Origin of the sequence: Streptomyces sp. NPDC014623, from assembly GCF_043088245.1 — a bacterium.
Lineage (GTDB): Bacteria > Actinomycetota > Actinomycetes > Streptomycetales > Streptomycetaceae > Streptomyces.
The window spans coordinates 1-20,360 of record NZ_JBIBZU010000015.1; the positions used below are offsets into that span (position 1 = coordinate 1).

Sequence of the window (20,360 nt, forward strand, 5' to 3'; positions counted from 1 at the left end):
AACTCAACGGCCGCCCACGCAAGACGCTCGGCTGGGAGACCCCAGCCGAGCGTCTGCGTGATCTACTCACCACCTAAAACCAGGCGGTGTTGCAATGACCCCCTGAACCCAAGAAGGGCGGGGGCCGCTGTCGTGTCCCTGGTGGCCGGTCCTCAGCCGAAGGACGTCCGCTCCAGCCAGAAGTCCAGGAGCTCCCGGTCGCCCAGGACCTCCAGTCCGCCCTCGTCCGGCTTCTGCCTGCGGTTGAAGGCCAGCATCAGTTCGGTCAGCGGTCCCCGCAGAGCGACGGTCGCCTTCTCGTGGGCGTGGCGCCAGGTGAAGCCGTCCTCGCCGAGGCGGATCAGCCACTCCGCCCCCGGCACATCCGTCGCGTGCAGGTGCAAGGACCGCCCGTCACCGCGTAGTTGTGCTGCTTCCGGGTCGCCCTGCGCCTGGACGAAGGCGACGATCTCCAGCCATTCGGTGATCGTGTCGGCCGCCAGGCCGGGTGCCACCTCGTACACCGTCCCCGTGGCGAGGGCCGCGTCCGCCCCGTGGACGGCCGTCTCGTGGGCCACGCGCCGGGCCCAGAAGGCGGTGCGCCGTTCCCACCCCCAGGTCCAGACCTCGATGTCGGGGCCCGCCTCGCGCAGGGCGTCCACGAGCGCGGTGGCACCTGCGGACAGCCAGTCCGCCAGCGCGGCCGGGTCCTCGCCGGCCGGGCCGCCGGCGCCCGGGATCCGGTCCTCGGGCAGCTGGTCGACCGCCCGGCTGCGGACCATCTCACCGGCCCAGCGGTGCGCCCCGCCGACGTGGACGACGAGCTCGCGCAGGTTCCAGTCCGGACAGCTCGGGACGCGCCGGGTCAGGTCCGCTTCCTTGACCAGTTCCGCCAACCGGCCTGTCCCAGCAAGGATTTCGTCGCAGTAGCGCGCGTGCGTGAGGAGGGTCATCCCCCGCACACTACGGGGCACACGACGCTTTCCACAGCCGGTTATCCGCCCAGTTGCGAGGTCGACGGGACCTTGTTCCTCACCTCGGCGCCCGCGCTCCTCCCCGCCTCCTTGACGTTGTCGATGACGCTCTCGAAGGCACCCACGTCACCGGCGCCCGTCTCGCCCTTGCCCATCCTGGCCGCCACGTCCTTGAGCGAGTCGATCCCGGCGGTCAGCGGTGCGACGGCCTTCGAGAGGAGCGGGTCGCCCTTGGCGTTGTCCGCCGCGGCCTTGAGCCGGTTGTACGCGAACGCGCCCGCGACTCCCGCCTTGACCATCGCGAAAGTCCGCCCGTCCGCGCCCTTCTTGAACTTCCCGGCTCTGTACGGCTTCACGATCCACTGGTACGTGGCCCCTGCCGCCAGGCCCGCGTTGGCCACGAACCTGGTCTTGGCGAACTTCTGCTTCTGGGCCGACGTCGTGGGGCTCGGGCTCGCGGAGCTGCTCGGCGCCCCGGCGCCCCCGCCGTCACCGCAGGCCGTGGTCCCCACCAGCACGGTGCAGGACAGCAGCAGCGTCACGAGGAGGCGGTGGAGCGGTACGGAACGGGGCACGACGGGCCTCCCTGGCCGGGGTCCTCACGGTGGGTGCCGTGGTCCGGCACTCTCCGCCAGGCTCGCCCGTGCGTGGACGGCCCGCCACCCGGTGCCCGCCGTACGGGTTTCACTCATCGCGGAGCGGCAATCCGCAGAGCATGTCTCCCAGAACAGGCACAGGAAGCAGTACCGCTGCACGCGTCATAGCCGTCGTCGCGGACATCATGGCCTTCATCATCATTCTGTGGATCCTGATGTACCTGCTCGACGCCAACCGGGGCAACGACCTGGTCCAGTGGGTCCAGGACTCGGCCCACTGGCTGGCCGGCTGGTCGTACGACCTGTTCACCTTCGATGAAGCGTGGGCGCGCGTCGTCACCGGTTACGGACTGGCCGCGGCCGTCTATCTGTTCATCGGTCACGCCGTGGCGGGCCGGGTCCGCCGCTTCTAGCGGAGCGGCCTCTCACGGCAGCAGTCCGGCTCCAGCCCTCTCGGCAGCCGTTCGCCGCCGAAGACCGCGGTGGTCGCCTCGTCCCCCCCGAGCGCGGCCACCGCCAGCAGGAGTGATCCGGCCGTCCAGGTGGTGAGTTCCTCCGGCCATATGGCCTGCTCGCCCTCGAAGACGTACCCCGTCCAGTAGAGGCCGCCCTCGGCCCGCAGGTGCTGGATGGACTGCAGGATCTCCAGTGCGCGGTCCGATTCCCCCGTCACCCAGAGCGCCAGGGCCAGTTCACAGCTCTCGCCACCCGTCACCCACGGGTTGGGGAGCACACAGCGCACGCCGAGACCGGGGACCACGAAGCTGTCCCAGCCGCCCTCGATGCGCCGTGTCGCGTCGGGCCCGGTGACCGCGCCGCCGAGGACCGGGTAGTACCAGTCCATCGAGTAGCGGCTCTTGTCCAGGAAGTACTCCGGGTGGCTGCGGATCGCGTGGCCGAGCGCACCGGCCGCCAGCTCCCAGTCCGGCTGGGCCTCCTCGCGCTGTTCGGCCAGCGCCAGCGCACAGCGCAGCGCCTGGTACACGGAGGAGGAGCCGGTCAGCAGGGCGTCGGTGACAGGGGTGCCGTCGGCCTCGCGCTTCCAGCCGATCTGGCCGCCGGGCTGCTGGAGCCGCAGCACGAATTCGATCGCCGCGTAGACCGTCGGCCACATCCGGTCGGCGAAGGCGTCGTCGCCGGTGGCGAGGTAGTGGTGCCAGACGCCGACCGCCACGTAGGCGCAGAAGTTGGTCTCGCGCCCCAGGTCGGTCGGCTTCCCGGGATCGCCGTCGTGGTAGGCCGCATACCAGGAGCCGTCCTCGTTCTGGTGGCGGGCCAGCCACGCGTAGGCGCGGGCGGCGGCCTCGTGCTCGCCGGCCGCGTCCAGCGCCATCGCCGCCTCGGTGTGGTCCCACGGGTCGAGGTGGTGGCCGCGGAACCAGGGCAGAGCCCCGTCCTCGCGCTGCACGGCGAGCAGGGCGGCCACGGTCTCGACGGCCTGCTCGGCGGTGAGGACGCCCGGCAGGACGAGGTGTTCGGTCTGCTCCGGCGTGCTCACGCCTCGGCCTTCGGCAGGTGCGGCTTGGTCGCGTACGCCACGAAGCTCTTGCCGGCCACCGGGTTGAGGAGCTGCTCGGCGACCCGGGTGGCCAGGGGCTTCTTCATGATGTCCCAGACCAGCAGTTTGTGGTAGGCGCGCACGGGAAGCGCCTTGTCGTTGTCGACGCCGAAGGCGCACTTGAGCCACCAGTAGGGACTGTGCAGGGCGTGCGCGTGGTGGGTGCCGTAGGGCTTGAGTCCGGCTTCCCGGATCTTGCCGAGGAGTTCGTCGGCCTTGTAGATGCGGATGTGACCGCCCTCGACCTCGTGGTACGCGTCGGAGAGCGTCCAGCAGACCTTCTCGGGCCCGTAGCGGGGCACGGTGACCGCGATCCGGCCGCCGGGCCTCAGCACGCGGACCATCTCGGCGAGCACGCCCTTGTCGTCGGGGATGTGCTCCATCACCTCGGAGATGATCACGACGTCGAAGGACTCGTCGGGGAACGGCAGGTTGAGCGCGTCGCCCTCCATCGCGGTGGCCGTCGCCCCCGCGGGTGCCTCACCGGCCTCCTTCATCGCCGCGAACCACTTCGCGACCTCGCGGATCTCCTCGGAGTTCCGGTCGAGGGCCACCACCTGGGCGCCGCGCCGATAGCACTCGAAGGCGTGCCGGCCGGCGCCGCAGCCCAGATCGAGCACCCGGTCGCCGGCGGCGAGCGGGAAGCGGGTGAAGTCGACGGTCAGCACGGGGGCCTGCCTTCGAGGTCGGAGGTACGGATTCCGGGAGTCATGGGGGCGCTCACCTGCGGGCTCCCCGGGCGGCGATCGACTGACGGTACAGCTCGACGGTGCCGAGGGCGGCCTTGGCCCAGGTGAAGTTGGCCAGTACCCGGGCACGGCCGGCCCGGCCGAGACGGGTGCGCAGACCGCTGTCGCCGAGGAGCCGGCCCAGCGCCGCGGCCAGCGCCCCCGCGTCGCCGGGCGGCACGGCGAGGCAGGTCTCCCCGTCGGGCCCCGCGACCTCCGGGATGGCGCCGCCGGTGGTGGCCACCAGCGGGGTCCCGGTGGCCATGGCCTCGGCGGCGGGCAGCGAGAAGCCCTCGTACAGCGAGGGCACGCAGGAGACCTGCGCGCTGCGGACCAGGTCGACGAGCTCGGCGTCGCTGATGCCTTTGACGAATTCGACGGCGTCCTGGAGTCCGTGGCGCTCGATGGCCTGGGCGACGGGACCACGCTCGGCCCGCTTGCCGACGACCACGAGGTGTGCGGCCGGGTTCTCGGCGCGGAGCTCGGCGAGTGCCTCCACGAGGTGGACGAGGCCCTTGAGCGGCACGTCGGCGCTGGAGGTGGTGACGATCCGGCCGGGGATCTCCGCGACCGAGGGGTCGGGTGACCAGAGGTCCGTGTCGGCCCCGATGTGGACGACCTGGATACGGTCCCGGCGCACCCCGAGGTGCTCGGTGATCTCCTGCTGCGACGAGCCGGAGACGGTGAGGACGGAGGGCAGGCGGCGGGCGACGCGCTTCTGCATGCGGGTGAAGCCGTACCAACGGCGCACGGAGAGCCTGCGGCGCACCGAGTCCGCGGCGTCCAGGTCCAGCCGGCGGTCGACGGTGATCGGGTGGTGGATCGTGGTGACGAGGGGCGCGCCGAGGTCCCCGAGCAGGCCGTAGCCGAGCGTCTGGTTGTCGTGCACGACATCGAAGTCACCGCGCCTGGCGCGGAGGTGACGCCGTGCCCGCAGGCTGAAGGTGAGCGGTTCGGGGAAGCCGCCGGTCCACATGGTGGCGACCTCGGCGAGGTCGATCCAGTCGCGGTACTCCCCGCGCCCGGGGGTGCGGAACGGGTCGGGCTGACGGTAGAGGTCGAGGCTCGGCAGCTCGGTGAGCGGGACGCCCTCGTCGAGCACGGGGTAGGGCTGGGCGCCGATGACTTCGACGCTGTGGCCGAGCCGGGCCAGTTCGCGGCCGAGATGGCGGACGTAGACGCCCTGGCCACCGCAGAAGGGGTTGCCCTTGTAGGTCAGGAGCGCGATGCGCAACGGCCGGTCACCGTCGGTGCCCGACGCACTGCCGCCCGCGAAGGGGCCGGACTCTATGGCCTCAGCGGTCACACTCGGCACCCTTCTACTGCGTTTTGGCCGGAGCGTAACCGGTCGCGCTAATCTAGAACAAGTTTCAGACTCGTTCGTTCAACACGCACCGAATCTACCGGCAGGTAGCGTCGGCGTGACGCCCGGATCAGGTGATTCGCGCCACGACGGACGCCCTGGCAGGCTGTGCGCGCCCGGAACCGGCGTCCGGCCGTACGGGGAACCGGTTCTCCCTTTCTGGATGGGGACAGATGACAGCGGAAGCCAGACCGGCAGCGGCTCCCCTGACGGAACGCCAGGAGGCCCGCCGCCGCGGCATCCTGCGGGCCGGCGCCCGGCTCGCCGGGCGGGGTGGTTTCGAGGCGGTGCAGATGCGCGAGGTGGCGGACGCCGCCGGAGTGGCCCTCGGCACGCTGTACCGCTACTTCCCCTCCAAGGTCCATCTGCTGGTCGCGGTCATGCAGGACCAGCTCCAGCACCTGCACGTCACGCTCCGCAGGCGGCCGCCCGCCGGGGACGACGCCGCCCAGCGGGTCGCCGAGACCCTGATGCGTGCCTTCCGGGCGCTCCAGCGCGATCCCCACCTGGCGGACGCCATGGTGCGGGCGCTGATCTTCGCCGACCGCGGGGTGAGCTCCGAGGTGGACGCCGTCTCCCGGCTGACGACGGCGATCGTCCTGGACGCGATGGGGCTGGAGGACCCCACGCAGGAGCAGCTGTCCGTGGTCCGCGTCATCGAGCACACCTGGCACTCGGCGCTGATCACCTGGCTGGCGGGACGGGAGTCGGCCGCCCAGGTGAAGCGGGACATCGAGACGGTGTGCGGGCTGATCGACCTTCCGGCGGACACGCGCTGAGACGTGCCCGTGTGCGGAAGGTGCGGTACGCCGACGGCCCGGCCGCCACGGACGCGGTGAGCTGCCCTCCCGCACCGAGGGGGGCGGGCGGCCGGGCTCAGCCCTCCCGGCCGCCCGTCAGCAGGTGCAGCCGCAGGGCCAGCTGGAGTTCGAGCGCGCGGTCGGGCTCGTTCCAGTCACGGCCGAGCAGCACCTGGATCCGGTCGAGGCGTTGCACCACCGTGTTCACGTGCACGTGCAGTTCGTCCTTGGCCCGGATCAGGCTGCCGCCCGCGCCGAAGTACGCCCGGAGCGTCCGTACGAGATGGGTGCCGCGCCGCTCGTCGTACCGCAGCAGCGGGCCCAGTACCGCGGTGACGAAGCCGTTCACGTCCTTCACGTTGCCCAGGACGACGCCCAGGAAGCCGAGTTCGTCGACGCAGGCCCCCTCGCCCTCGCGCCCCAGTACCCGCATGGCAGGCAGGCACCGCGCGGCTTCCGCGTAGGCGGCGGCGAGTTCGCGGGGGCCGGCCGCCGGCCCCGTGCCGGCGACGGTGACCGGCGCCTGGACGAGGTGGCCGAGCTGGGCGGCCGCCGCGCGCGCGGCGTCGCCCGCGGGCGTGTCCTCGCCGTCGCAGCCGATCAGCAGCACGACGGTGCCGGCGTGTTCGGCGCTCACCCCGTGGATGTCCCCGCCGAACAGGTAACGCATGGCCGCGCCGCCGAGTTTCTCCCTGGCCGCCGCCTCCGCCACCAGCAGCAGGTGCGGCCGGTCCAGGTCGATGCCCAGTCTCCGGCCCCGTTCGGCCAGCCCTGCCGGGTCGCGCCCCGGGTCGCCGAGCAGATCGCTGATCAGCTCGCCCCGTATCCGGTTCTCGGTCTCGGCGACCGTGCGGCGCAGCAGCAGCAGGAGGCCGGTGACGACGGCGGCGCGCTCGAAGAGCCGCCGGTCGGAGTCGTCGAGCCGGCCCGGCCGGTGCAGCACCAGGACGGCGAGGAGCTCCTGACCGGCGAGCACGGCACAGATCCACCGGCCGTCGCGGTGCACGGCGCGCGCTCCGTGGCGGGACTCCTCGGCGGTGCCGGCGAGCCGGCCGGCGTCCATGCTGTCGGCCGCGCATCCGGTGCCGTCCGGCCGTACGGCCGCCAGCGGGCGCCCGCCGGGGTCGTGGATGGTCAGGGGGCTGTCGAGCAGCCCGGCGACGGACACGGCGACGTCCTTCACGTCACCGCCGCGCAGCACCAGGTCGGTGAGCCGGTCGTGGGCTTCCTCGGCACGCCGCATGGCCTCCGAGTGCGCGCGTACGGCTGCGTTGGCCCCGGCCAGTTCCGCGTTCGCACCGGCGAGTTCCGCGAGGGCGGTCCGGGTGTCGTCCAGGGCCCGGGCGGTGTCGATCGCGATCGCGGCGTGCGCGGCGAGGGAGCAGAGCAGGGCCACCTCGTCGGGGCTGAAGACCCGCGCGGCGCGGTCGGCGGCGAAGAGGACCCCGATGACCTTCCCCGTGCCGCCCCGGCTGGAGCCGAGCAGCAGGGGTACGCCGAGGATCGCCACCAGTCCTTCGTCCAGCACACCGGCGTTGATGTTGCGGGTGTGCCGGAAGCGCTCGTCGGTGCGGTAGTCGGGGGTCGCGTACGGGCTCGCGGTCTGCGCGACGAGGCCGCCGAGTCCTTCGCCCAGTTCGAGCCGGAGCCGCTGGAAGAGCACGGACACCGACCCGTCGGTCACCCGCATGTAGGTGTCCCCGGCCTCCTCGTCGGGGAGCGTGAGGTAGGCGGTGTCGGTGCCGAGCAGCATCCTGGCCCGCCGCACGATCGCCTTCAGCACGTCGTCCAGGTCCCGGGAGGCCGCGAGGTCGCCGGCCGTGTCGAAGAGGGCGGTGAGCTGGAGTTCCCTGCGCCGGTGCTGGCGCAGGGCGCCTCTGATCCGCAGGGCGGTGGAGGCCGCCCGCTCCACCTCGGCCAGGTCGGCCGCGAGCACACCGGCGGCCCTCGCCTCCGAGGCGACGGCGCCGAGTTCCTCGGCGGGGGCGTCGTCGGCCAGCAGGTCGAGGAGGCGTGCCAGGAGGGGCGCGGCGGAGGGGGGCTGTTCAGACATGGGCGGCCATCGTTCTTCCGGGGACGGGGAGTCAGCCGGCGGTCCAGCCGCCGTCCATCGTGAGCGAGCTTCCGGTGACGTGCGACGTGCCCGGCCCGCACAGCCACAGGACGGCGCCGGCCACGTCGGCGGGCTCGATCAGCGACTTGAGGGCGCTGCGTTCCAGCAGCACCCGGCCCACCACCTCCTGTTCGGAGATGCCGTGGCTGCGCGCCTGATCCGCGATCTGGTCCTCGACCAGGGGGGTGCGGACGTAACCGGGGCTGACGCAGTTGCTCGTCACGCCGTGGGGCGCCGCTTCGAGTGCGACCACTTTGCTGAGCCCCTCCAGTGCGTGCTTGGCCGAGACGTAGGCCGACTTGTAAGGGCTGGCGCGCAGCCCGTGCACGGACGAGATGTTGACGACGCGGCCCCAGCCGCGTTCGTACATGCCGGGCAGCGTGCGGCGCAAGATGCGGAACGGTGCTTCCACCATGACGCGGTGCATCAGCGCGAAGCGGTCCGGCGGGAACTCGTGCACGGGCGCCACGTGCTGGAGCCCGGCGTTGTTGACCACGATGTCCGCGTCGGCGGGCAGGCCGTCCACCGCCTCCGCCACGGAGAGGTCGGCCACCCAGGCCGTTCCGCCGATCCGTTCGGCGAGGTCCTCGGCGGCCGCGCCCGCCTTGTCCACCACGTGCACATGGGCTCCCGCGGCGGCGAGTGCCTGCGCGCAGGCCAGTCCGATACCGCTCGCCGCCCCGGTGACCAGGGCGGTACGTCCGGCGAGGGCGGCGGGGGCGAGAGGGTCGTGCCGGGAGGTCAGGGAAGTCTGCATGGGCGTCACCGTAAGGACGTCCCCGTCCGCATCACACGGGGTCGGTGCACACACCCCCGTGCGGCCGCATGGTGACGGCGTACATGGTGCGGACGCGGGGCGTGGCGCGCGTCCGGCGGGCAGGCGGGACGCGCAAGGACACGCCGGGCGGTGGCGGCGGGCTGCCCGCCCCCGCCGGACCGGAGGTCACCGGTGTCACGGACAGCGGTGCCTCCCTGGCGTGGAACTCGGTCGGGGGAGCGGCCTCCTACGCGGTGCACCGCGACGGTGCGGAGGTGACCACGACCGCCTCGACGTCCTACACCGACACGGGGCTGACCGCCGGCACCTCCTACCGCTGCTCCGTGACCGCGGCCGGCTCCTCGGGGGGCGGGCGGGGCGGGCTCGTCCGCCGTGACCGCGACCACGCCGGGCGGCACGGCCCCGGCCCGGTGCTTCACGGCGTCGAAACTACGCGCACCTGGTGGCCGGCCGGGCGTACACCCCCCGGGCGGCCGTGCCTACGCGAAGGGCTCGGAGCAGGACATGGGGCTGTACAACGTGTTCGTCACCCGCACCCTCCGGAAGCCGCCGGCGGGCCACTTCGTGATCGCCGGTCCGGGCTGTCAGGCCGGGTCCTCGTAGCCGTCCCTGATCCTCCGGGGCAGCTCGCAGCCGTCCTCGACCGCGGTGAGGGTCACGGCCCGCCCGGCGCCCCCCGCGGTGCGGTGCCGGGCGTACAGCTTCCAGCCCCGCTTGGCGAGCGTGCGGTAGGTGACGTCCCGCTCGGCATGGCTGGAGACGATCTCCCAGTCGTGCTGCCGCATCCGCATCACCGCCGCCTCGAAGGCGTCGGCGGCGTCCGTCGCCGGTGCGTCGGCCGTCCAGGGCACGACGCATGTGTGCCAGTCGCCCTCCGGCAGCCCGGCCGTGGAGGTGTCACCGTCCGGAAGCCCCGCGGCCCGGGCGAAGCCTGCTATCTCGTCGGCGACCGTCCGCGAGGTGAACGGCGGAGTGGGCTCCGGGGAGGGTGCCTGCGCGGCGTCGCTCTCCCCGATGAGGCCGCAGCCCGTCGTCACCGTCATGAATCCGGCCACCACGGCGGCGGCTGCCGTCGTGCCTCTTCTCGTTCCGCGCACTGGATGCTTCCCACCCCGGTCGTTCCTCCCCCACGGGCCCGCGCCCGTGTGACCCCCGCCGGAGTTTCGCATGGGGTCTGACCTGCTGGGAAGGGTTCGTGTGCGGGTTCCGGCTCTCCGCCCGGAGGAGACCGGGAGCGCCCCGGTAGAGTGAGCTGGTCGTCGTCATGCCCGTACGGGGGGAAGCCGGTGCGAATCCGGCGCCGACCCTCATGCGCTCGGCCCAGCTCGAGCAGGGGCAACCCCATTCGAGAGGCCCGGCCCGTCATGTCCGTACGCCGCCGCGCGGCAGCGCTCGCGCTCACCGCCGTGCTCTGTGGAGCGGCCGCCCCGGTGGCGGTCGCCGCGCCGAGTCCGTCCCCGTCCGCTCCTGACCTTCCGGCGGGGCTGTACGGCACGAAGGACCCGACGTACGACGGGGTGTGGCGCCAGTCGCTGGCCTTCCTCGCGCAGAAGATCGAGCTGGTCACCCCCGCCACCCGGGCGGTGGACTGGCTCGTCGGCCAGCAGTGCGACAGCGGGGCCTTCGCCTCGTACCGTGACGCCTCCGAGCCCTGCGACGCCGGAACGGTCGCGGACACCAACGCCACGGCGGCGGCGGTGCAGGCCCTGGTGGAGCTGGGTGTGCACCGTGAGGTCGTGGACAACGGGGTCAGCTGGCTGAAGTCCGTGCAGAACGAGGACGGCGGCTGGGGTTACAACCCGGGCAGCCCGAGCGACGCCAACTCCACCGGCGTCGTGACCGGGGCCATGGCCAGGGCGGGCGTGCCTCTCGCCGAGGTCACCAAGGCGGGGGGGAAGACGCCGTACACGGCGCTGCAGACCTTCGCGCTTCCCTGCGGGGGCGAGGACGGTGGGGCGTTCGCCTATCAGCCGGACAAGAAGGGAGGACTCACCGCCAACGCGGACGCCACGGCGGCCGCGGTCCTCGGCTCGATGGGCAAGGGCATGGCCGCGGGGAACTACAACGCGGTGAAGGCCCCCGTCTGCCATGAGGGCACCGGCCTCACCCCCGAGCAGTCCGCGCAGAACGGTGCCTTCTACCTGGCGAAGGCTCTCGCCGGATCGGGACACCTGGACCTTCCGCCGATGCCCGGCGCCGAGGATTCCGCCCCGCAGCCGGACTTCGGCAACACGGCGGACGCGGTCGTGGCGCTGGCGGCGTCCGGGCACAAGGACAAGGCGGCCGGGGCGGTCGCGTATCTGGAGAAGCACGCCCAGGGCTGGGCCGAGGAGGGCGGCCCCGCCGCGACCGCCCAGCTGGTGCTCGCCGCCCACGCGACCGGTACCGACGCCCGGGACTTCGGTGGCGTCGACCTCGTCCGGCAGCTCAACTCGACGGGTCCGGCGCCCGCCGCCACCGCCGTTCCCTCGCCGGCCGCGACGACGCCTTCGAAGCCCGCGGACACGAGCAGCGACGACGAGGGGCTCGGCCTCTGGTGGATCATCGGCATCGGTCTCGCCTTCGGCGCGGGCATCGGCTTCCTGCTGAGCGGGCGCCGGAAGAACCAGCAGCTGTGAGGCGTCCGCCGGTCACAGCGGTGCTGCTCCTCCTCGCCGGCGCCGTCCTGGCCGTGCTGGGCGCGGGGAGCGCGCAGGCGGCCGGTTACCGCTACTGGTCGTTCTGGGAAGGTGACGGCGGGAAGGGCTGGACCTACGCCACCCAGGGGCCTTCCGTGGTCCGGCCGGACGACGGCGCGGTGCAGGGTTTCCGCTTCTCGGTCAGCGAGGACTCCCGGGACTCGGCGCAGCCGCGCCGCGCACCGGACTTCGGGGCCGTCTGCGCGGACACCCCGGTGAAGGACGGTCTCAAGCGGATCGCCCTGGTCATCGACCCGGGTACGGCGGTGGACGCGCCGGACGGCGAGAAGCCGCCCGCGCCGCGCACCGCCTGCGCCCAGGTGCCGCCGGACGCGAACACGGCCCAGGCCCTCGCCTCGGTGGCGAAGCCGCTGAGGTACGACAGCTCCGCGATGCTCTGCGCGATCTCGGGCTATCCGCGTTCGGGCTGCGGCGAACAGGCCGGCGGGGACTCCGGTGCCGTGGAGGGCGGCGGCCCGGCCGAGGCGCCCACCACGGACGCCGCGGATGCCTCGGACTCCGTGGCCGGTGCGGACGCCGCTCCGGAAGGCGGCGGCCCCTCGGCCGGGGTGCTCACCGGCGTCGGCGCGGTACTCGTCCTGGGTGCCGCCGCCGTGCTGCGGGCCCGCCGCCGCCGATGACCCGCTCCCCCGGTGCGGCCCGGCGGCACGCCGCCCTGCGCGCCCCCGAGGCCACCCGCAGCAACGCGCTGCCCGCCGGGGCCTGGTGGCTGTGGGCCCTCGGGCTGGCGACCGCGGCGTCCCGTACCACCAATCCGCTGCTGCTCGGGCTGCTCGTGGGGGTGGCGGGCTATGTGGTGGCGGCGCGCCGTACGGACGCGCCGTGGGCCCGTTCGTACGGGGCGTTCATCAAGCTCGGGCTGTTCGTCGTCGCCGTGCGCCTGGTCTTCTCGGTCTTCCTCGGTTCCCCGGTGCCCGGCACGCACACCCTGTTCGCGCTGCCCGAGGTGCCGTTGCCCGACTGGGCTCAGGGGGTCAGGATCGGCGGCCGGGTCACGGCGGAACAGCTGGTCTTCGCGCTGTACGACGGCGCGAAGCTGGCCACGCTGCTGATCTGCGTCGGTGCGGCGAACTCGCTGGCCGATCCGGCCCGGCTGCTGAAGTCCCTGCCCGGCGCCCTGTACGAGGTGGGGGTCGCCGTGGTCGTCGCGATGACGTTCGCTCCGAACATGGTCGCCGACGTGGCACGGCTGCGGGCGGCCCGGAGGCTGCGCGGCCGTCCGGCCGGCGGGATCGGGGCGGTGCTCCAGATCGGGCTGCCGGTGCTGGAGGGCGCGCTGGAGCGCTCGGTGGCCGTCGCGGCGTCGATGGACGCGCGGGGTTACGGGCGCACCGCGCGGGTCCCGCCCGCCGTCCGGCGCATCACGCATGTGCTCACGCTCGGCGGGCTGCTGGGCGTCTGCGCGGGGACGTACGGGCTGCTGGCCGCGCAGGGCGCCGTGCACGGGCTGCCGTTGCTGCTGGCCGGGCTGGCCGCGGCGATGGCCGGTCTCGGACTCGGCGGGCGCCGCTCGGTCCGCAGCCGCTACCGGCCGGACCGCTGGGGCGTGCGTGCCTGGCTCGTCGCGGCCTCGGGCGTGGCCGTCGCGGCGGCGATGTTCTGGGCCGGTGCCGCCGCCCCGGACGCCCTGCACCCCGGTGTCGTGCCGCTCACCGCTCCCGTGCTGCCGTTGTGGCCGGCCGCCGCCGTGCTGATCGGGCTGCTGCCCGCCGTGGTGGCGCCCCTGCCCGTTTCCCCCTCGGATTCCAAGGAGTACCCATGATCCGGTTCGAGCAGGTCTCGGTGCGGTACGAGGGCGTCGAGCGCCCCGCCCTGTCCGGAATCGACCTCACGATCCCCGAAGGTGAACTGGTGCTGGCCGTCGGACCGTCCGGTGTCGGCAAGTCGACCTTGCTGGGCGCGGTCTCCGGTCTCGTGCCGCACTTCACCGGCGGGGTGCTGACCGGCCGGGTCACGGTGGGCGGCCGTGACACCCGCACCCACAAGCCGCGTGAGCTCGCCGATCTGGTGGGGACGGTGGGCCAGGACCCGCTCGCCCACTTCGTGACGGACACCGTCGAGGACGAACTGGCGTACGGCATGGAGTCGCTGGGCCTCGCCCCGGACGTGATGCGGCGCCGGGTCGAGGAGACGCTGGATCTGCTGGGGCTCGCCGGCCTGCGGGACCGGCCGATCGCCACGCTCTCCGGGGGCCAGCGGCAGCGGGTCGCGATCGGCTCGGTCCTCACCCCGCACCCGAAGGTCCTGGTCCTCGACGAGCCGACGTCCGCCCTGGACCCGGCGGCGGCCGAGGACGTGCTGGCGGTGCTCCAGCGGCTGGTGCACGACCTGGGGACGACCGTCCTGATGGCCGAGCACCGGCTGGAGCGCGTCGTGCAGTACGCCGACCAGGTCCTCCTGCTGCCCGCGCCGGGCGCCGCCCCCGTGATGGGCGCGCCCGCGGACGTCATGGCGCTCTCGCCCGTCCGTCCGCCGGTGGTGGCGCTGGGCCGGCTGGCCGGCTGGGAGCCGCTGCCCCTGTCGGTGCGCGACGCCCGGCGCCGGGCGGTGGACCTGCGGGAGCGGCTGGCCGACGTGGAGCCGCCCGCGCGTGAGGCTCCGGTGGACGCCGCGGTGGCCCCGCTCCCCGCACCGGCCGCCGCCCGGCCCGGTTTCCTCGGCCGGCTGCTCGGCCGTCGCCCGGTCACGGCACCCGAGGAGCCCGCGGCCCGCGGCCCCGTCATCCGTGCCGAGGGGCTCGGGGTGCGGCACGGGCGGGTGCAGGCGCTGCGCGGGGTGACGCTGTCCGTCGCGCCCGGCGAGACCGTGGCACTGATGGGCCGTAACGGAGCGGGCAAGTCGACCCTGCTGACGACCCTCGTCGGGATGACCGAACCGGCCACGGGCTCCGTTCTCGTCGGTGGTCTGCACCCGTCCCGCACCCCGCCGCGCGACATGGTGCGCCGGGTCGGGCTCGTGCCGCAGGAGCCCCGTGACCTGCTGTACGCGGACACGGTCGCCGCCGAGTGCGCGGCGGCGGACTCCGACGCGGGCGCGCCCGGGGGCAGCTGCCGGGCCCTGGTCTCCGAACTGCTGCCCGGGGTGCCCGACGGTGTCCACCCCCGCGATCTCTCGGAGGGCCAGCGGCTCGCGCTGGCCCTCGCCCTGGTGCTCACCGCCCGGCCCCCGCTCCTCCTCCTGGACGAGCCGACACGCGGGCTGGACTACGCGGCGAAGGCGCGGCTCACAGGCGTACTGCGCCGGCTGGCGGGTGCGGGCCACGCCGTCGTCCTGGCCACGCACGACGTGGAACTGGCGGCGGAGCTGGCCGACCGGGTGGTGATCCTGGCCGACGGTGAGGTCGTCGCCGACGGCCCGACCCGGCAGGTCGTGGTCTCCTCCCCCGCCTTCGCCCCGCAGACCGCGAAGATACTCGCTCCCCGGCAGTGGCTGACCGTGGGGCAGGTACGCACCGCGCTGGAGGGGCTCGCGTGAAGGCCCGGTCCACGCGCCCGGTACGGCTCGGGCCGCACGCCGTCGCCGCCCTCGCCCTGGTCAGCGCGGTCGGCCTGGCCGCGTTCGGATGGCCGCTGCTGGCCGGGGCGGGCTCCGGGCTCGCCCACGCGCAGGACGCCCCCTGGCTGTTCGCCGTCCTGCTCGTCCTGCTCGTCGGGGTGGTCCTCGCGACGGTCGCCGACTCCGGTCTGGACGCGAAGGCCGTCGCGATGACGGGTGTCCTCGCCGCGGTCGGTGCGGCGCTGCGCCCGCTGGGCGCCGGGACCGCCGGTCTGGAGCCGATGTTCTTCCTGATGGTGCTGAGCGGCCGGGTGCTCGGCCCCGGCTTCGGATTCGTGCTCGGTTCGGTCACGATGTTCGCCTCGGCGCTGCTCACCGGCGGCGTCGGACCGTGGATGCCGTTCCAGATGCTGTCGACGGGCTGGTTCGCGATGGGCGCGGGCCTGCTGCCCGGCCCTGACCGGCTGCGCGGCCGGGGCGAGCTGCTGATGCTGGCGCTGTACGGGTTCGTGGCGGCGTTCGCGTACGGCACGGTGATGAATCTGTACGGGTGGACGATCGTGCCGGGGCTCGGCTCGGGCGTCTCCTTCGTCGCGGGCGACCCGCTCCACGAGAACCTGGTCCGCTTCCTCGCGTACTGCGCCGCCACGTCGCTCGGCTGGGACCTGGGCCGCGCCGTCCTGACCGTCGCTCTGACCGTGTCCATCGGCCCCACGCTGCTGAGAGCCCTGCGCCGGGCCACCCGCCGCGCCGCGTTCGACGCGCGGCCCGCCTTCGAGGGCCCTGCGGACTGACCGGCCGGCCGGGGCGTACTGTGCGGCGAGCCTGACGGGGGCGTCACGGGCGCCGCGTCCGTCGGCACCGCCGCCACGCTCGACGAGTCCGAGGAAGACGCGGCCGGTCCGGACCGGCTTCGCCGTCGCCGGTTCCGCCGTTGCCTTCGCCTCGCGGATCACCGGCCCCGACGGCGGCGTCCGGGCCGGTGCCGCCCTTCTCCCCGCAGCGCTCCGTGTGCCGCCGGCCGTCGCGGCGCCCGCCGCCCGCGGGACGGCGCGCGTGGAGGCGGAGGCGCTCGGGGAGCGGGGCGGCGACCGGACCACGAAGGCCGGGCCGGCACTGAGCCGTTCGAGTGGCGGGGCGCCCGTCCCGGGCGGATCCTCGAAGGACGCGGCGATCCACGCCGAAGGGGTGGGGGGCGGCCCTCCCGGGCCGCCCCCCACCCCTCCGGCCCGTCCACGGGCGCTACGCCTTGGTGCCCGCCGGCTCGGGTACCGGCTCCCCGGCGGCTCCCCCGCCTGTGTCCCCCGCCTCCCGGCCGGGCCGTCCGGCCGTCCCGGCACCGGTCCGGAGCCTGCGCGGCCCTGACAGCGCGTAGGCCAGCCCGAAGCCCGCGACGACCACCGCCGCACCGCCGACCGCGTCCAGCACCCAGTGATTGCCCGTGGCGACGATGGCGGAGACCGTGAACAGCGGGTGCAGCAGACCCAGGGCCTTCATCCACACCTTCGGCGCGAGCAGCGCGATCACCACACCGCACCACAGGGACCAGCCGAAATGCAGCGACGGCATCGCCGCGTACTGGTTGGTCACCGCGGTCAGCGCCCCGAAATCGGGGCTCTCGAGGTCCTGCACCCCGTGGACCGTGTCGATGAAGCCGAGCCCCGGCATCAGGCGTGGCGGGGCGAGCGGGTAGAGCCAGAAACCGACCAGGGCGAGGACCGTGGCGAAACCGATGGTGCTGCGGGCCCAGCGGTAGTCCGGGGGCCGGCGCACGTACAGCACACCGAGGATCGCGAGCGGCACGATGAAGTGGAACGTCGAGTAGTAGTAGTCGAAGAACTCGCGCAGCCAGGGGATGCCGACGACGGTGTGGTTGACCCGGTGCTCGATGTCGATGTGCAGCCACTGCTCGGCGGAGTGGATCTGCCGGCCGTGCTCCTCGGCGGTGGACCGTCCGGCGGTCGCCGCCAGCCGGACCTTCGCGTACGCGGAGTAGACGACCCGGATGAGCAGGAGTTCCAGGAGCAGGTTGGGCCGGCTGAGCACCCGGCGCCAGAACGGCAGCAGCGGCACCCACGCGTAGCGCGCCGGTACCGGCTTCGCGTAGTCGGTGGGAACCGGCCGCTGCCAGTGGGGCGACGCGCGGGACAGGAACGGCACCGCGCAGGCCGCGCCGAGCGCGACGACGAGCAGGGCGTTGTCGCGCACGGGAAGGACCACGCCGACGTTCGGCAGCAGCATCTTTCCCGGCAGGGTGAGGACGAGCACCACGACCGCCGGCCAGACCAGCCGGTCCGAGGCCCGGGTGCCGACGCGCCCCACGACGGCGAGCAGCACCCACAGGAGCTGGTGCTGCCAGGCGGTGGGGGACACGGCGACGGCGACGCAGCCCGTGACGGCGACGGCCAGGAGCAGCTGTCCGTCCCGCGCGTAGCGGGCCGCGCGGCGCAGCCCGAGGACGACGACGACGGCGGCCAGGGCCAGGAACAGCGCGATCTCGAGCGGGCCTTCGAGTCCGAAGCGCAACAGCGCACCGTGCAGGGACTGGTTCGCCAGGCTGTCCGGACGTTCCCCGAGCCCGGCGCCCGCGAAGTGGTGCACCCAGTACGCCCAGGAGTCACGCGGCATCACCAGCCAGGCCAGCGCCGTACAGGCGGCGAAAGTGGCACCGCCGCTCGCGGCGGCCCGGCGTCTGCCGGTGATCCAGAACAGGACGGCGAAGAGCAGCGCGGCGGGCTGGAGGGCCGCGGCGATACCGGTCAGCACACCCGGAAGCCGCTCACTCCGCAGGGCGAAGCAGGCGAGGAGCACCAGCAGGACCGGCAGGATGCTGGTCTGGCCCAGGTGCAGGGTGTTGCGCACGGGCAGCGAGACCATCAGCAGGGTGATCGCGACGGGCGCCGCCAGGAAGGCGGTACGCCGGCTCACCGGCGCGGGCAGCGCGCGGACGGCGACGAAGCCGAGCCCCACGACGAGCAGCAGCGAACCGAACGTCCACATGACGCCGAGGGTCTGTTCCGCCGAGCGCGTCAACGGCTTCAGCACGAGGCCGGCGAACGGCGTCCCGGTGAACCGGCCCGGGTCGTACAGGGATCCCGCCATGTGCAGGACCCCGGTCGCACCGGTCCAGGTCTCCAGATCGATGAGACGTTCGCCGGGCGGCCGGCGCAGCACCAGCGCCACCTGCCGTACCGTCAGAACGCCGACGAGCAGCCAGAGAACGGCCCTGGCCACCGCGGCCCTGGGGTCCTGTGTCCGGATCAGGCCGGGTCCGGCCTGATCCGGACACAGGACCCTGCCCCCCGGATCCGCCGCCGCGTCCCCCCGCACACTGCGCTCCACATCTGTCACGCTGCGCCGACCCTCCCCTTTTTTTCATGCACTGTCCCCTCGGCCCGGGTATGTGCGGATGAAGCCTCGCATTGCCCTGTGAGGTAGACACAATCAACCCCCTCTTCGCCTGACTGTCACCACCGATGTGCCGGAAGACCGCGTGGGATTCCGGTCGCGGCCTCTCAGGCGGTGGCCGCCGGGCGGTGATCGGGAGGCCCGTCGGGGCCCGGATCACTCCTCGTGTGCGGGGATGTCCGCCTGCCAGCCCGTGAAGAGGGGGACGTCCGACGATCCGTCCAGGACGACCACGCCGAAGGGCCGGTCGAAGGCGATGTGCTTCACCACCCGCGGCCCGGGGACGGAGGACCGCGTCGCCACCACCGTGACCGCCGCCGCCTCCACGCCCTTCTCCGCGACCTTCACCACCGCTTCCTGGACCACCTCCGTGATGCAGAGGGGCACGGGCGCGAGACCGGAGAGGTCCGCTGCGGCGGGGTCGGTGGCGAGCCGCACGCCGAGTGCCGGCAGATGGTCGGTGACCCGGTGGTTCGTCCGCAGGGTGAAGCGCGGCAGCGCGAGGGTCACCGCGTCGGCGTGCAGAGGGGCCCGCGCTTCCTCCGGGGCCCACGCCAGCGGCAGGACCCGGGCCGCCCCCTCGTCCGGCTCCCCCAGGACGAACCTGGCCCGGACCGGGGCGGGGCCGCCCGGCTCCGCACGGCAGCGCAGTTCGACGACGTACGCGCCCGGGACCGTCCACACGTCCGCGGGCCCGACCGGCGCGTGCATCGTCGCCACCGGCGTGCTCGTGCCCGCCGCGTCGGTGAAGGGGGCGTCACGGGTACGGGTCACGTCGAACGCCGTCTCCCAGAACGCCTTCAGGGCCAGCACGTCGACCAGGGCGAGCGCGACGGCACCGCCGAGGTCCAGCGGCAGCCGTTCGATCAGGCCGCCGGTCCGCTCGCGGACCCACGCGTCGATCTCCGCGACGTCCACCGGGCCGAAAGCGACGTCCGGCAGCGACTGTTCGTACTCCGGGTGGAGCGGCACGCCGTTCCACACCCGGGTCGCCACGTTCAGCGCCTCGGTGCGCCCCCAGGCCCGTGCCGCTCCGGTCACCACGTGCGCGGCCTCCGGCCCGGCCACGCCGAGCAGCGCCCGCAGTTCCGCCGCCGTCTCCGTACGGGCGCCGGCGGCGACGGCGGTCAGCGCCAGCCACAGTCCGGCGGGCGCGCACACGAAGCTGCGGTCGCCGGGTCGCGCCAGCTCCCGTACCCACTGCTCCCCGAGCCGTTGGACGGCTGCCTCGACGGAAGTCTCCCGCGTCATCGCTTCCCCTTGCACGTATTGATGGTTCGTCATCCCTTCACACCAAGGACAGAATGACCCAATGACCTGGACCGTGATCCCCGAACACTTCGGCAGCCCCGAGGCGACCCTGCTGCGACGGGACTACTACGACGAGGTGGCGAGCCGTTACTGGGGCCGGCCGGCGACCACGGCGGAGATCGACGACGGTCTGAGGGACGACGGCGTCGACCAGCTCGCCCCGCCCACCGGGGAGTTCCTGGTGGGACGGTACGACGGCAAGCCGGGGAGCTGCGCGGGCCTGCGGCTGGTCGGCGAGGGGACGGCGGAACTGACCCGGGTGTTCGTCCGGCCCCCGTTCCGCTCGACGGGCGGCGGCGGCCTGCTTCTCGCCGGCATCGAGAACGCCGCACGGGCCTACGGGGTGCGGCGGATCCGCCTCGACACCCGTGACGACCTGGTGGAGGCACGCGGGCTGTACGCGAAGCACGGGTACCGGGAGGTGCCGGCGTTCAACCAGGGCCCTTACGCGGAGCACTGGCTCGCCAAGGAGCTGTGAGCCCCCTGGGAGCTCCGGCGCCTGCGGACGCCGGGGCCCTGCGGGCTCTCGGGAGTCCTTGCGAGACCCTGTGTGGCCTG

18 protein-coding genes and 1 pseudogene are annotated in these 20,360 nt (G+C 73.7%); 9 read left to right on the top strand and 10 right to left on the bottom strand.

What is annotated here, in order from left to right; all coding sequences use genetic code 11:
* Positions 1–152 precede the first annotated feature (152 nt).
* Together ACF1FZ_RS23130 and ACF1FZ_RS23135 are read right to left on the bottom strand one after the other, a co-directional pair.
* Positions 153–932, bottom strand: coding sequence for a maleylpyruvate isomerase family mycothiol-dependent enzyme (locus tag ACF1FZ_RS23130; protein WP_391775296.1), 780 nt, complete (start codon positions 930–932; stop codon positions 153–155).
* A gap of 41 nt (positions 933–973) precedes the next feature.
* Positions 974–1,528 carry a hypothetical protein gene (locus ACF1FZ_RS23135; RefSeq protein WP_391775297.1) on the bottom strand — a complete coding sequence of 185 codons (555 nt, stop codon included), beginning with the start codon at positions 1,526–1,528 and terminating at the stop codon, positions 974–976.
* 140 nt (positions 1,529–1,668) lie between these two features.
* On the opposite strand from ACF1FZ_RS23135, the gene ACF1FZ_RS23140 reads away from it, so the two are divergent.
* Positions 1,669–1,962 carry a hypothetical protein gene (locus ACF1FZ_RS23140; RefSeq protein WP_391775298.1) on the top strand — a complete coding sequence of 98 codons (294 nt, stop codon included), beginning with the start codon at positions 1,669–1,671 and terminating at the stop codon, positions 1,960–1,962.
* Here the strand turns inward: ACF1FZ_RS23140 and ACF1FZ_RS23145 are convergent.
* Genes ACF1FZ_RS23145 through ACF1FZ_RS23155 form a run of 3 tightly spaced genes read right to left on the bottom strand, consistent with a single transcriptional unit; the run spans position 1,959 to position 5,141 of the window.
* The gene (locus tag ACF1FZ_RS23145; protein WP_391775299.1) at positions 1,959–3,047 is read right to left on the bottom strand and encodes a prenyltransferase; all 1,089 of its coding nucleotides are present in this window, start codon (positions 3,045–3,047) and stop codon (positions 1,959–1,961) included. The two genes, ACF1FZ_RS23140 and ACF1FZ_RS23145, sit on opposite strands and share 4 nt — an antisense overlap.
* Positions 3,044–3,775 (bottom strand): class I SAM-dependent methyltransferase, encoded by a 732-nt coding sequence (locus ACF1FZ_RS23150; RefSeq protein WP_391775300.1) that lies wholly within the window; start codon positions 3,773–3,775, stop codon positions 3,044–3,046. Before ACF1FZ_RS23150 ends, ACF1FZ_RS23145 begins: the two co-directional genes overlap by 4 nt.
* Before the next feature lie 52 nt (positions 3,776–3,827).
* Positions 3,828–5,141, bottom strand: a complete 1,314-nt coding sequence (locus tag ACF1FZ_RS23155) for a glycosyltransferase family 4 protein (RefSeq protein WP_391775301.1) — start codon at positions 5,139–5,141, stop codon at positions 3,828–3,830.
* Between the two features lie 230 nt (positions 5,142–5,371).
* On the opposite strand from ACF1FZ_RS23155, the gene ACF1FZ_RS23160 reads away from it, so the two are divergent.
* A complete protein-coding gene (locus ACF1FZ_RS23160) occupies positions 5,372–5,977 on the top strand; it encodes a TetR family transcriptional regulator (RefSeq protein WP_391775302.1) in 606 nt (201 codons plus the stop codon).
* Positions 5,978–6,074: 97 nt separating this feature from the next.
* Here the strand turns inward: ACF1FZ_RS23160 and ACF1FZ_RS23165 are convergent, their stop codons facing one another.
* Both ACF1FZ_RS23165 and ACF1FZ_RS23170 read right to left on the bottom strand, forming a co-directional pair.
* Positions 6,075–8,051 (bottom strand): helix-turn-helix domain-containing protein, encoded by a 1,977-nt coding sequence (locus tag ACF1FZ_RS23165; protein ID WP_391775303.1) that lies wholly within the window; start codon positions 8,049–8,051, stop codon positions 6,075–6,077.
* Between the two features lie 31 nt (positions 8,052–8,082).
* Positions 8,083–8,868 carry a 3-hydroxybutyrate dehydrogenase gene (locus ACF1FZ_RS23170; RefSeq protein ID WP_391775304.1) on the bottom strand — a complete coding sequence of 262 codons (786 nt, stop codon included), beginning with the start codon at positions 8,866–8,868 and terminating at the stop codon, positions 8,083–8,085.
* 83 nt (positions 8,869–8,951) lie between these two features.
* On the opposite strand from ACF1FZ_RS23170, the pseudogene ACF1FZ_RS23175 reads away from it, so the two are divergent.
* Positions 8,952–9,182: pseudogene (locus ACF1FZ_RS23175) on the top strand (hypothetical protein); the annotation flags it as partial.
* Between the two features lie 291 nt (positions 9,183–9,473).
* Here the strand turns inward: ACF1FZ_RS23175 and ACF1FZ_RS23180 are convergent.
* Positions 9,474–9,932: a hypothetical protein gene (locus ACF1FZ_RS23180; protein WP_391775305.1), complete on the bottom strand. Its 459-nt coding sequence runs from the start codon at positions 9,930–9,932 to the stop codon at positions 9,474–9,476.
* 321 nt (positions 9,933–10,253) lie between these two features.
* Here ACF1FZ_RS23180 and ACF1FZ_RS23185 point away from each other — a divergent pair, with 321 nt between their 5' ends.
* The 5 genes from ACF1FZ_RS23185 to ACF1FZ_RS23205 are packed head-to-tail and all read left to right on the top strand — an operon-like array spanning position 10,254 to position 15,877.
* The gene (locus ACF1FZ_RS23185) at positions 10,254–11,507 is read left to right on the top strand and encodes a prenyltransferase/squalene oxidase repeat-containing protein (protein WP_391775306.1); all 1,254 of its coding nucleotides are present in this window, start codon (positions 10,254–10,256) and stop codon (positions 11,505–11,507) included.
* Positions 11,504–12,208 carry an SCO2322 family protein gene (locus tag ACF1FZ_RS23190; protein WP_391775307.1) on the top strand — a complete coding sequence of 235 codons (705 nt, stop codon included), beginning with the start codon at positions 11,504–11,506 and terminating at the stop codon, positions 12,206–12,208. Before ACF1FZ_RS23185 ends, ACF1FZ_RS23190 begins: the two co-directional genes overlap by 4 nt.
* Positions 12,205–13,350 carry an energy-coupling factor transporter transmembrane protein EcfT gene (locus tag ACF1FZ_RS23195; protein WP_391775308.1) on the top strand — a complete coding sequence of 382 codons (1,146 nt, stop codon included), beginning with the start codon at positions 12,205–12,207 and terminating at the stop codon, positions 13,348–13,350. The genes ACF1FZ_RS23190 and ACF1FZ_RS23195 overlap by 4 nt, the downstream gene beginning before the upstream one ends.
* Positions 13,347–15,062 carry an ABC transporter ATP-binding protein gene (locus tag ACF1FZ_RS23200; RefSeq protein WP_391775309.1) on the top strand — a complete coding sequence of 572 codons (1,716 nt, stop codon included), beginning with the start codon at positions 13,347–13,349 and terminating at the stop codon, positions 15,060–15,062. Before ACF1FZ_RS23195 ends, ACF1FZ_RS23200 begins: the two co-directional genes overlap by 4 nt.
* The gene (locus tag ACF1FZ_RS23205) at positions 15,059–15,877 is read left to right on the top strand and encodes an ECF transporter S component (RefSeq protein WP_391775310.1); all 819 of its coding nucleotides are present in this window, start codon (positions 15,059–15,061) and stop codon (positions 15,875–15,877) included. The genes ACF1FZ_RS23200 and ACF1FZ_RS23205 overlap by 4 nt, the downstream gene beginning before the upstream one ends.
* A gap of 448 nt (positions 15,878–16,325) precedes the next feature.
* Here the strand turns inward: ACF1FZ_RS23205 and ACF1FZ_RS23210 are convergent, their stop codons facing one another.
* Positions 16,326–18,434 (bottom strand): bifunctional glycosyltransferase 87/phosphatase PAP2 family protein, encoded by a 2,109-nt coding sequence (locus tag ACF1FZ_RS23210; RefSeq protein WP_391775311.1) that lies wholly within the window; start codon positions 18,432–18,434, stop codon positions 16,326–16,328.
* A gap of 213 nt (positions 18,435–18,647) precedes the next feature.
* Positions 18,648–19,742: a serpin family protein gene (locus tag ACF1FZ_RS23215; protein WP_391775312.1), complete on the bottom strand. Its 1,095-nt coding sequence runs from the start codon at positions 19,740–19,742 to the stop codon at positions 18,648–18,650.
* A 61-nt stretch (positions 19,743–19,803) separates the two neighbouring features.
* On the opposite strand from ACF1FZ_RS23215, the gene ACF1FZ_RS23220 reads away from it, so the two are divergent.
* Positions 19,804–20,280, top strand: coding sequence for a GNAT family N-acetyltransferase (locus tag ACF1FZ_RS23220; RefSeq protein ID WP_391775313.1), 477 nt, complete (start codon positions 19,804–19,806; stop codon positions 20,278–20,280).
* The last annotated feature ends 80 nt before the right edge of the window (positions 20,281–20,360 follow it).

Coding starts and splice junctions, on each gene's coding strand:
- ACF1FZ_RS23130 (WP_391775296.1), bottom strand. CDS start 932: ATGACCCTCCTCACGCACGCGCGCTACTGCGACGAAATCCTTGCTGGG.
- ACF1FZ_RS23140 (WP_391775298.1), top strand. CDS start 1,669: ATGTCTCCCAGAACAGGCACAGGAAGCAGTACCGCTGCACGCGTCATA.
- ACF1FZ_RS23160 (WP_391775302.1), top strand. CDS start 5,372: ATGACAGCGGAAGCCAGACCGGCAGCGGCTCCCCTGACGGAACGCCAG.
- ACF1FZ_RS23165 (WP_391775303.1), bottom strand. CDS start 8,051: ATGTCTGAACAGCCCCCCTCCGCCGCGCCCCTCCTGGCACGCCTCCTC.
- ACF1FZ_RS23170 (WP_391775304.1), bottom strand. CDS start 8,868: ATGCAGACTTCCCTGACCTCCCGGCACGACCCTCTCGCCCCCGCCGCC.
- ACF1FZ_RS23180 (WP_391775305.1), bottom strand. CDS start 9,932: ATGACGGTGACGACGGGCTGCGGCCTCATCGGGGAGAGCGACGCCGCG.
- ACF1FZ_RS23185 (WP_391775306.1), top strand. CDS start 10,254: ATGTCCGTACGCCGCCGCGCGGCAGCGCTCGCGCTCACCGCCGTGCTC.
- ACF1FZ_RS23195 (WP_391775308.1), top strand. CDS start 12,205: ATGACCCGCTCCCCCGGTGCGGCCCGGCGGCACGCCGCCCTGCGCGCC.
- ACF1FZ_RS23200 (WP_391775309.1), top strand. CDS start 13,347: ATGATCCGGTTCGAGCAGGTCTCGGTGCGGTACGAGGGCGTCGAGCGC.
- ACF1FZ_RS23215 (WP_391775312.1), bottom strand. CDS start 19,742: ATGACGCGGGAGACTTCCGTCGAGGCAGCCGTCCAACGGCTCGGGGAG.
- ACF1FZ_RS23220 (WP_391775313.1), top strand. CDS start 19,804: ATGACCTGGACCGTGATCCCCGAACACTTCGGCAGCCCCGAGGCGACC.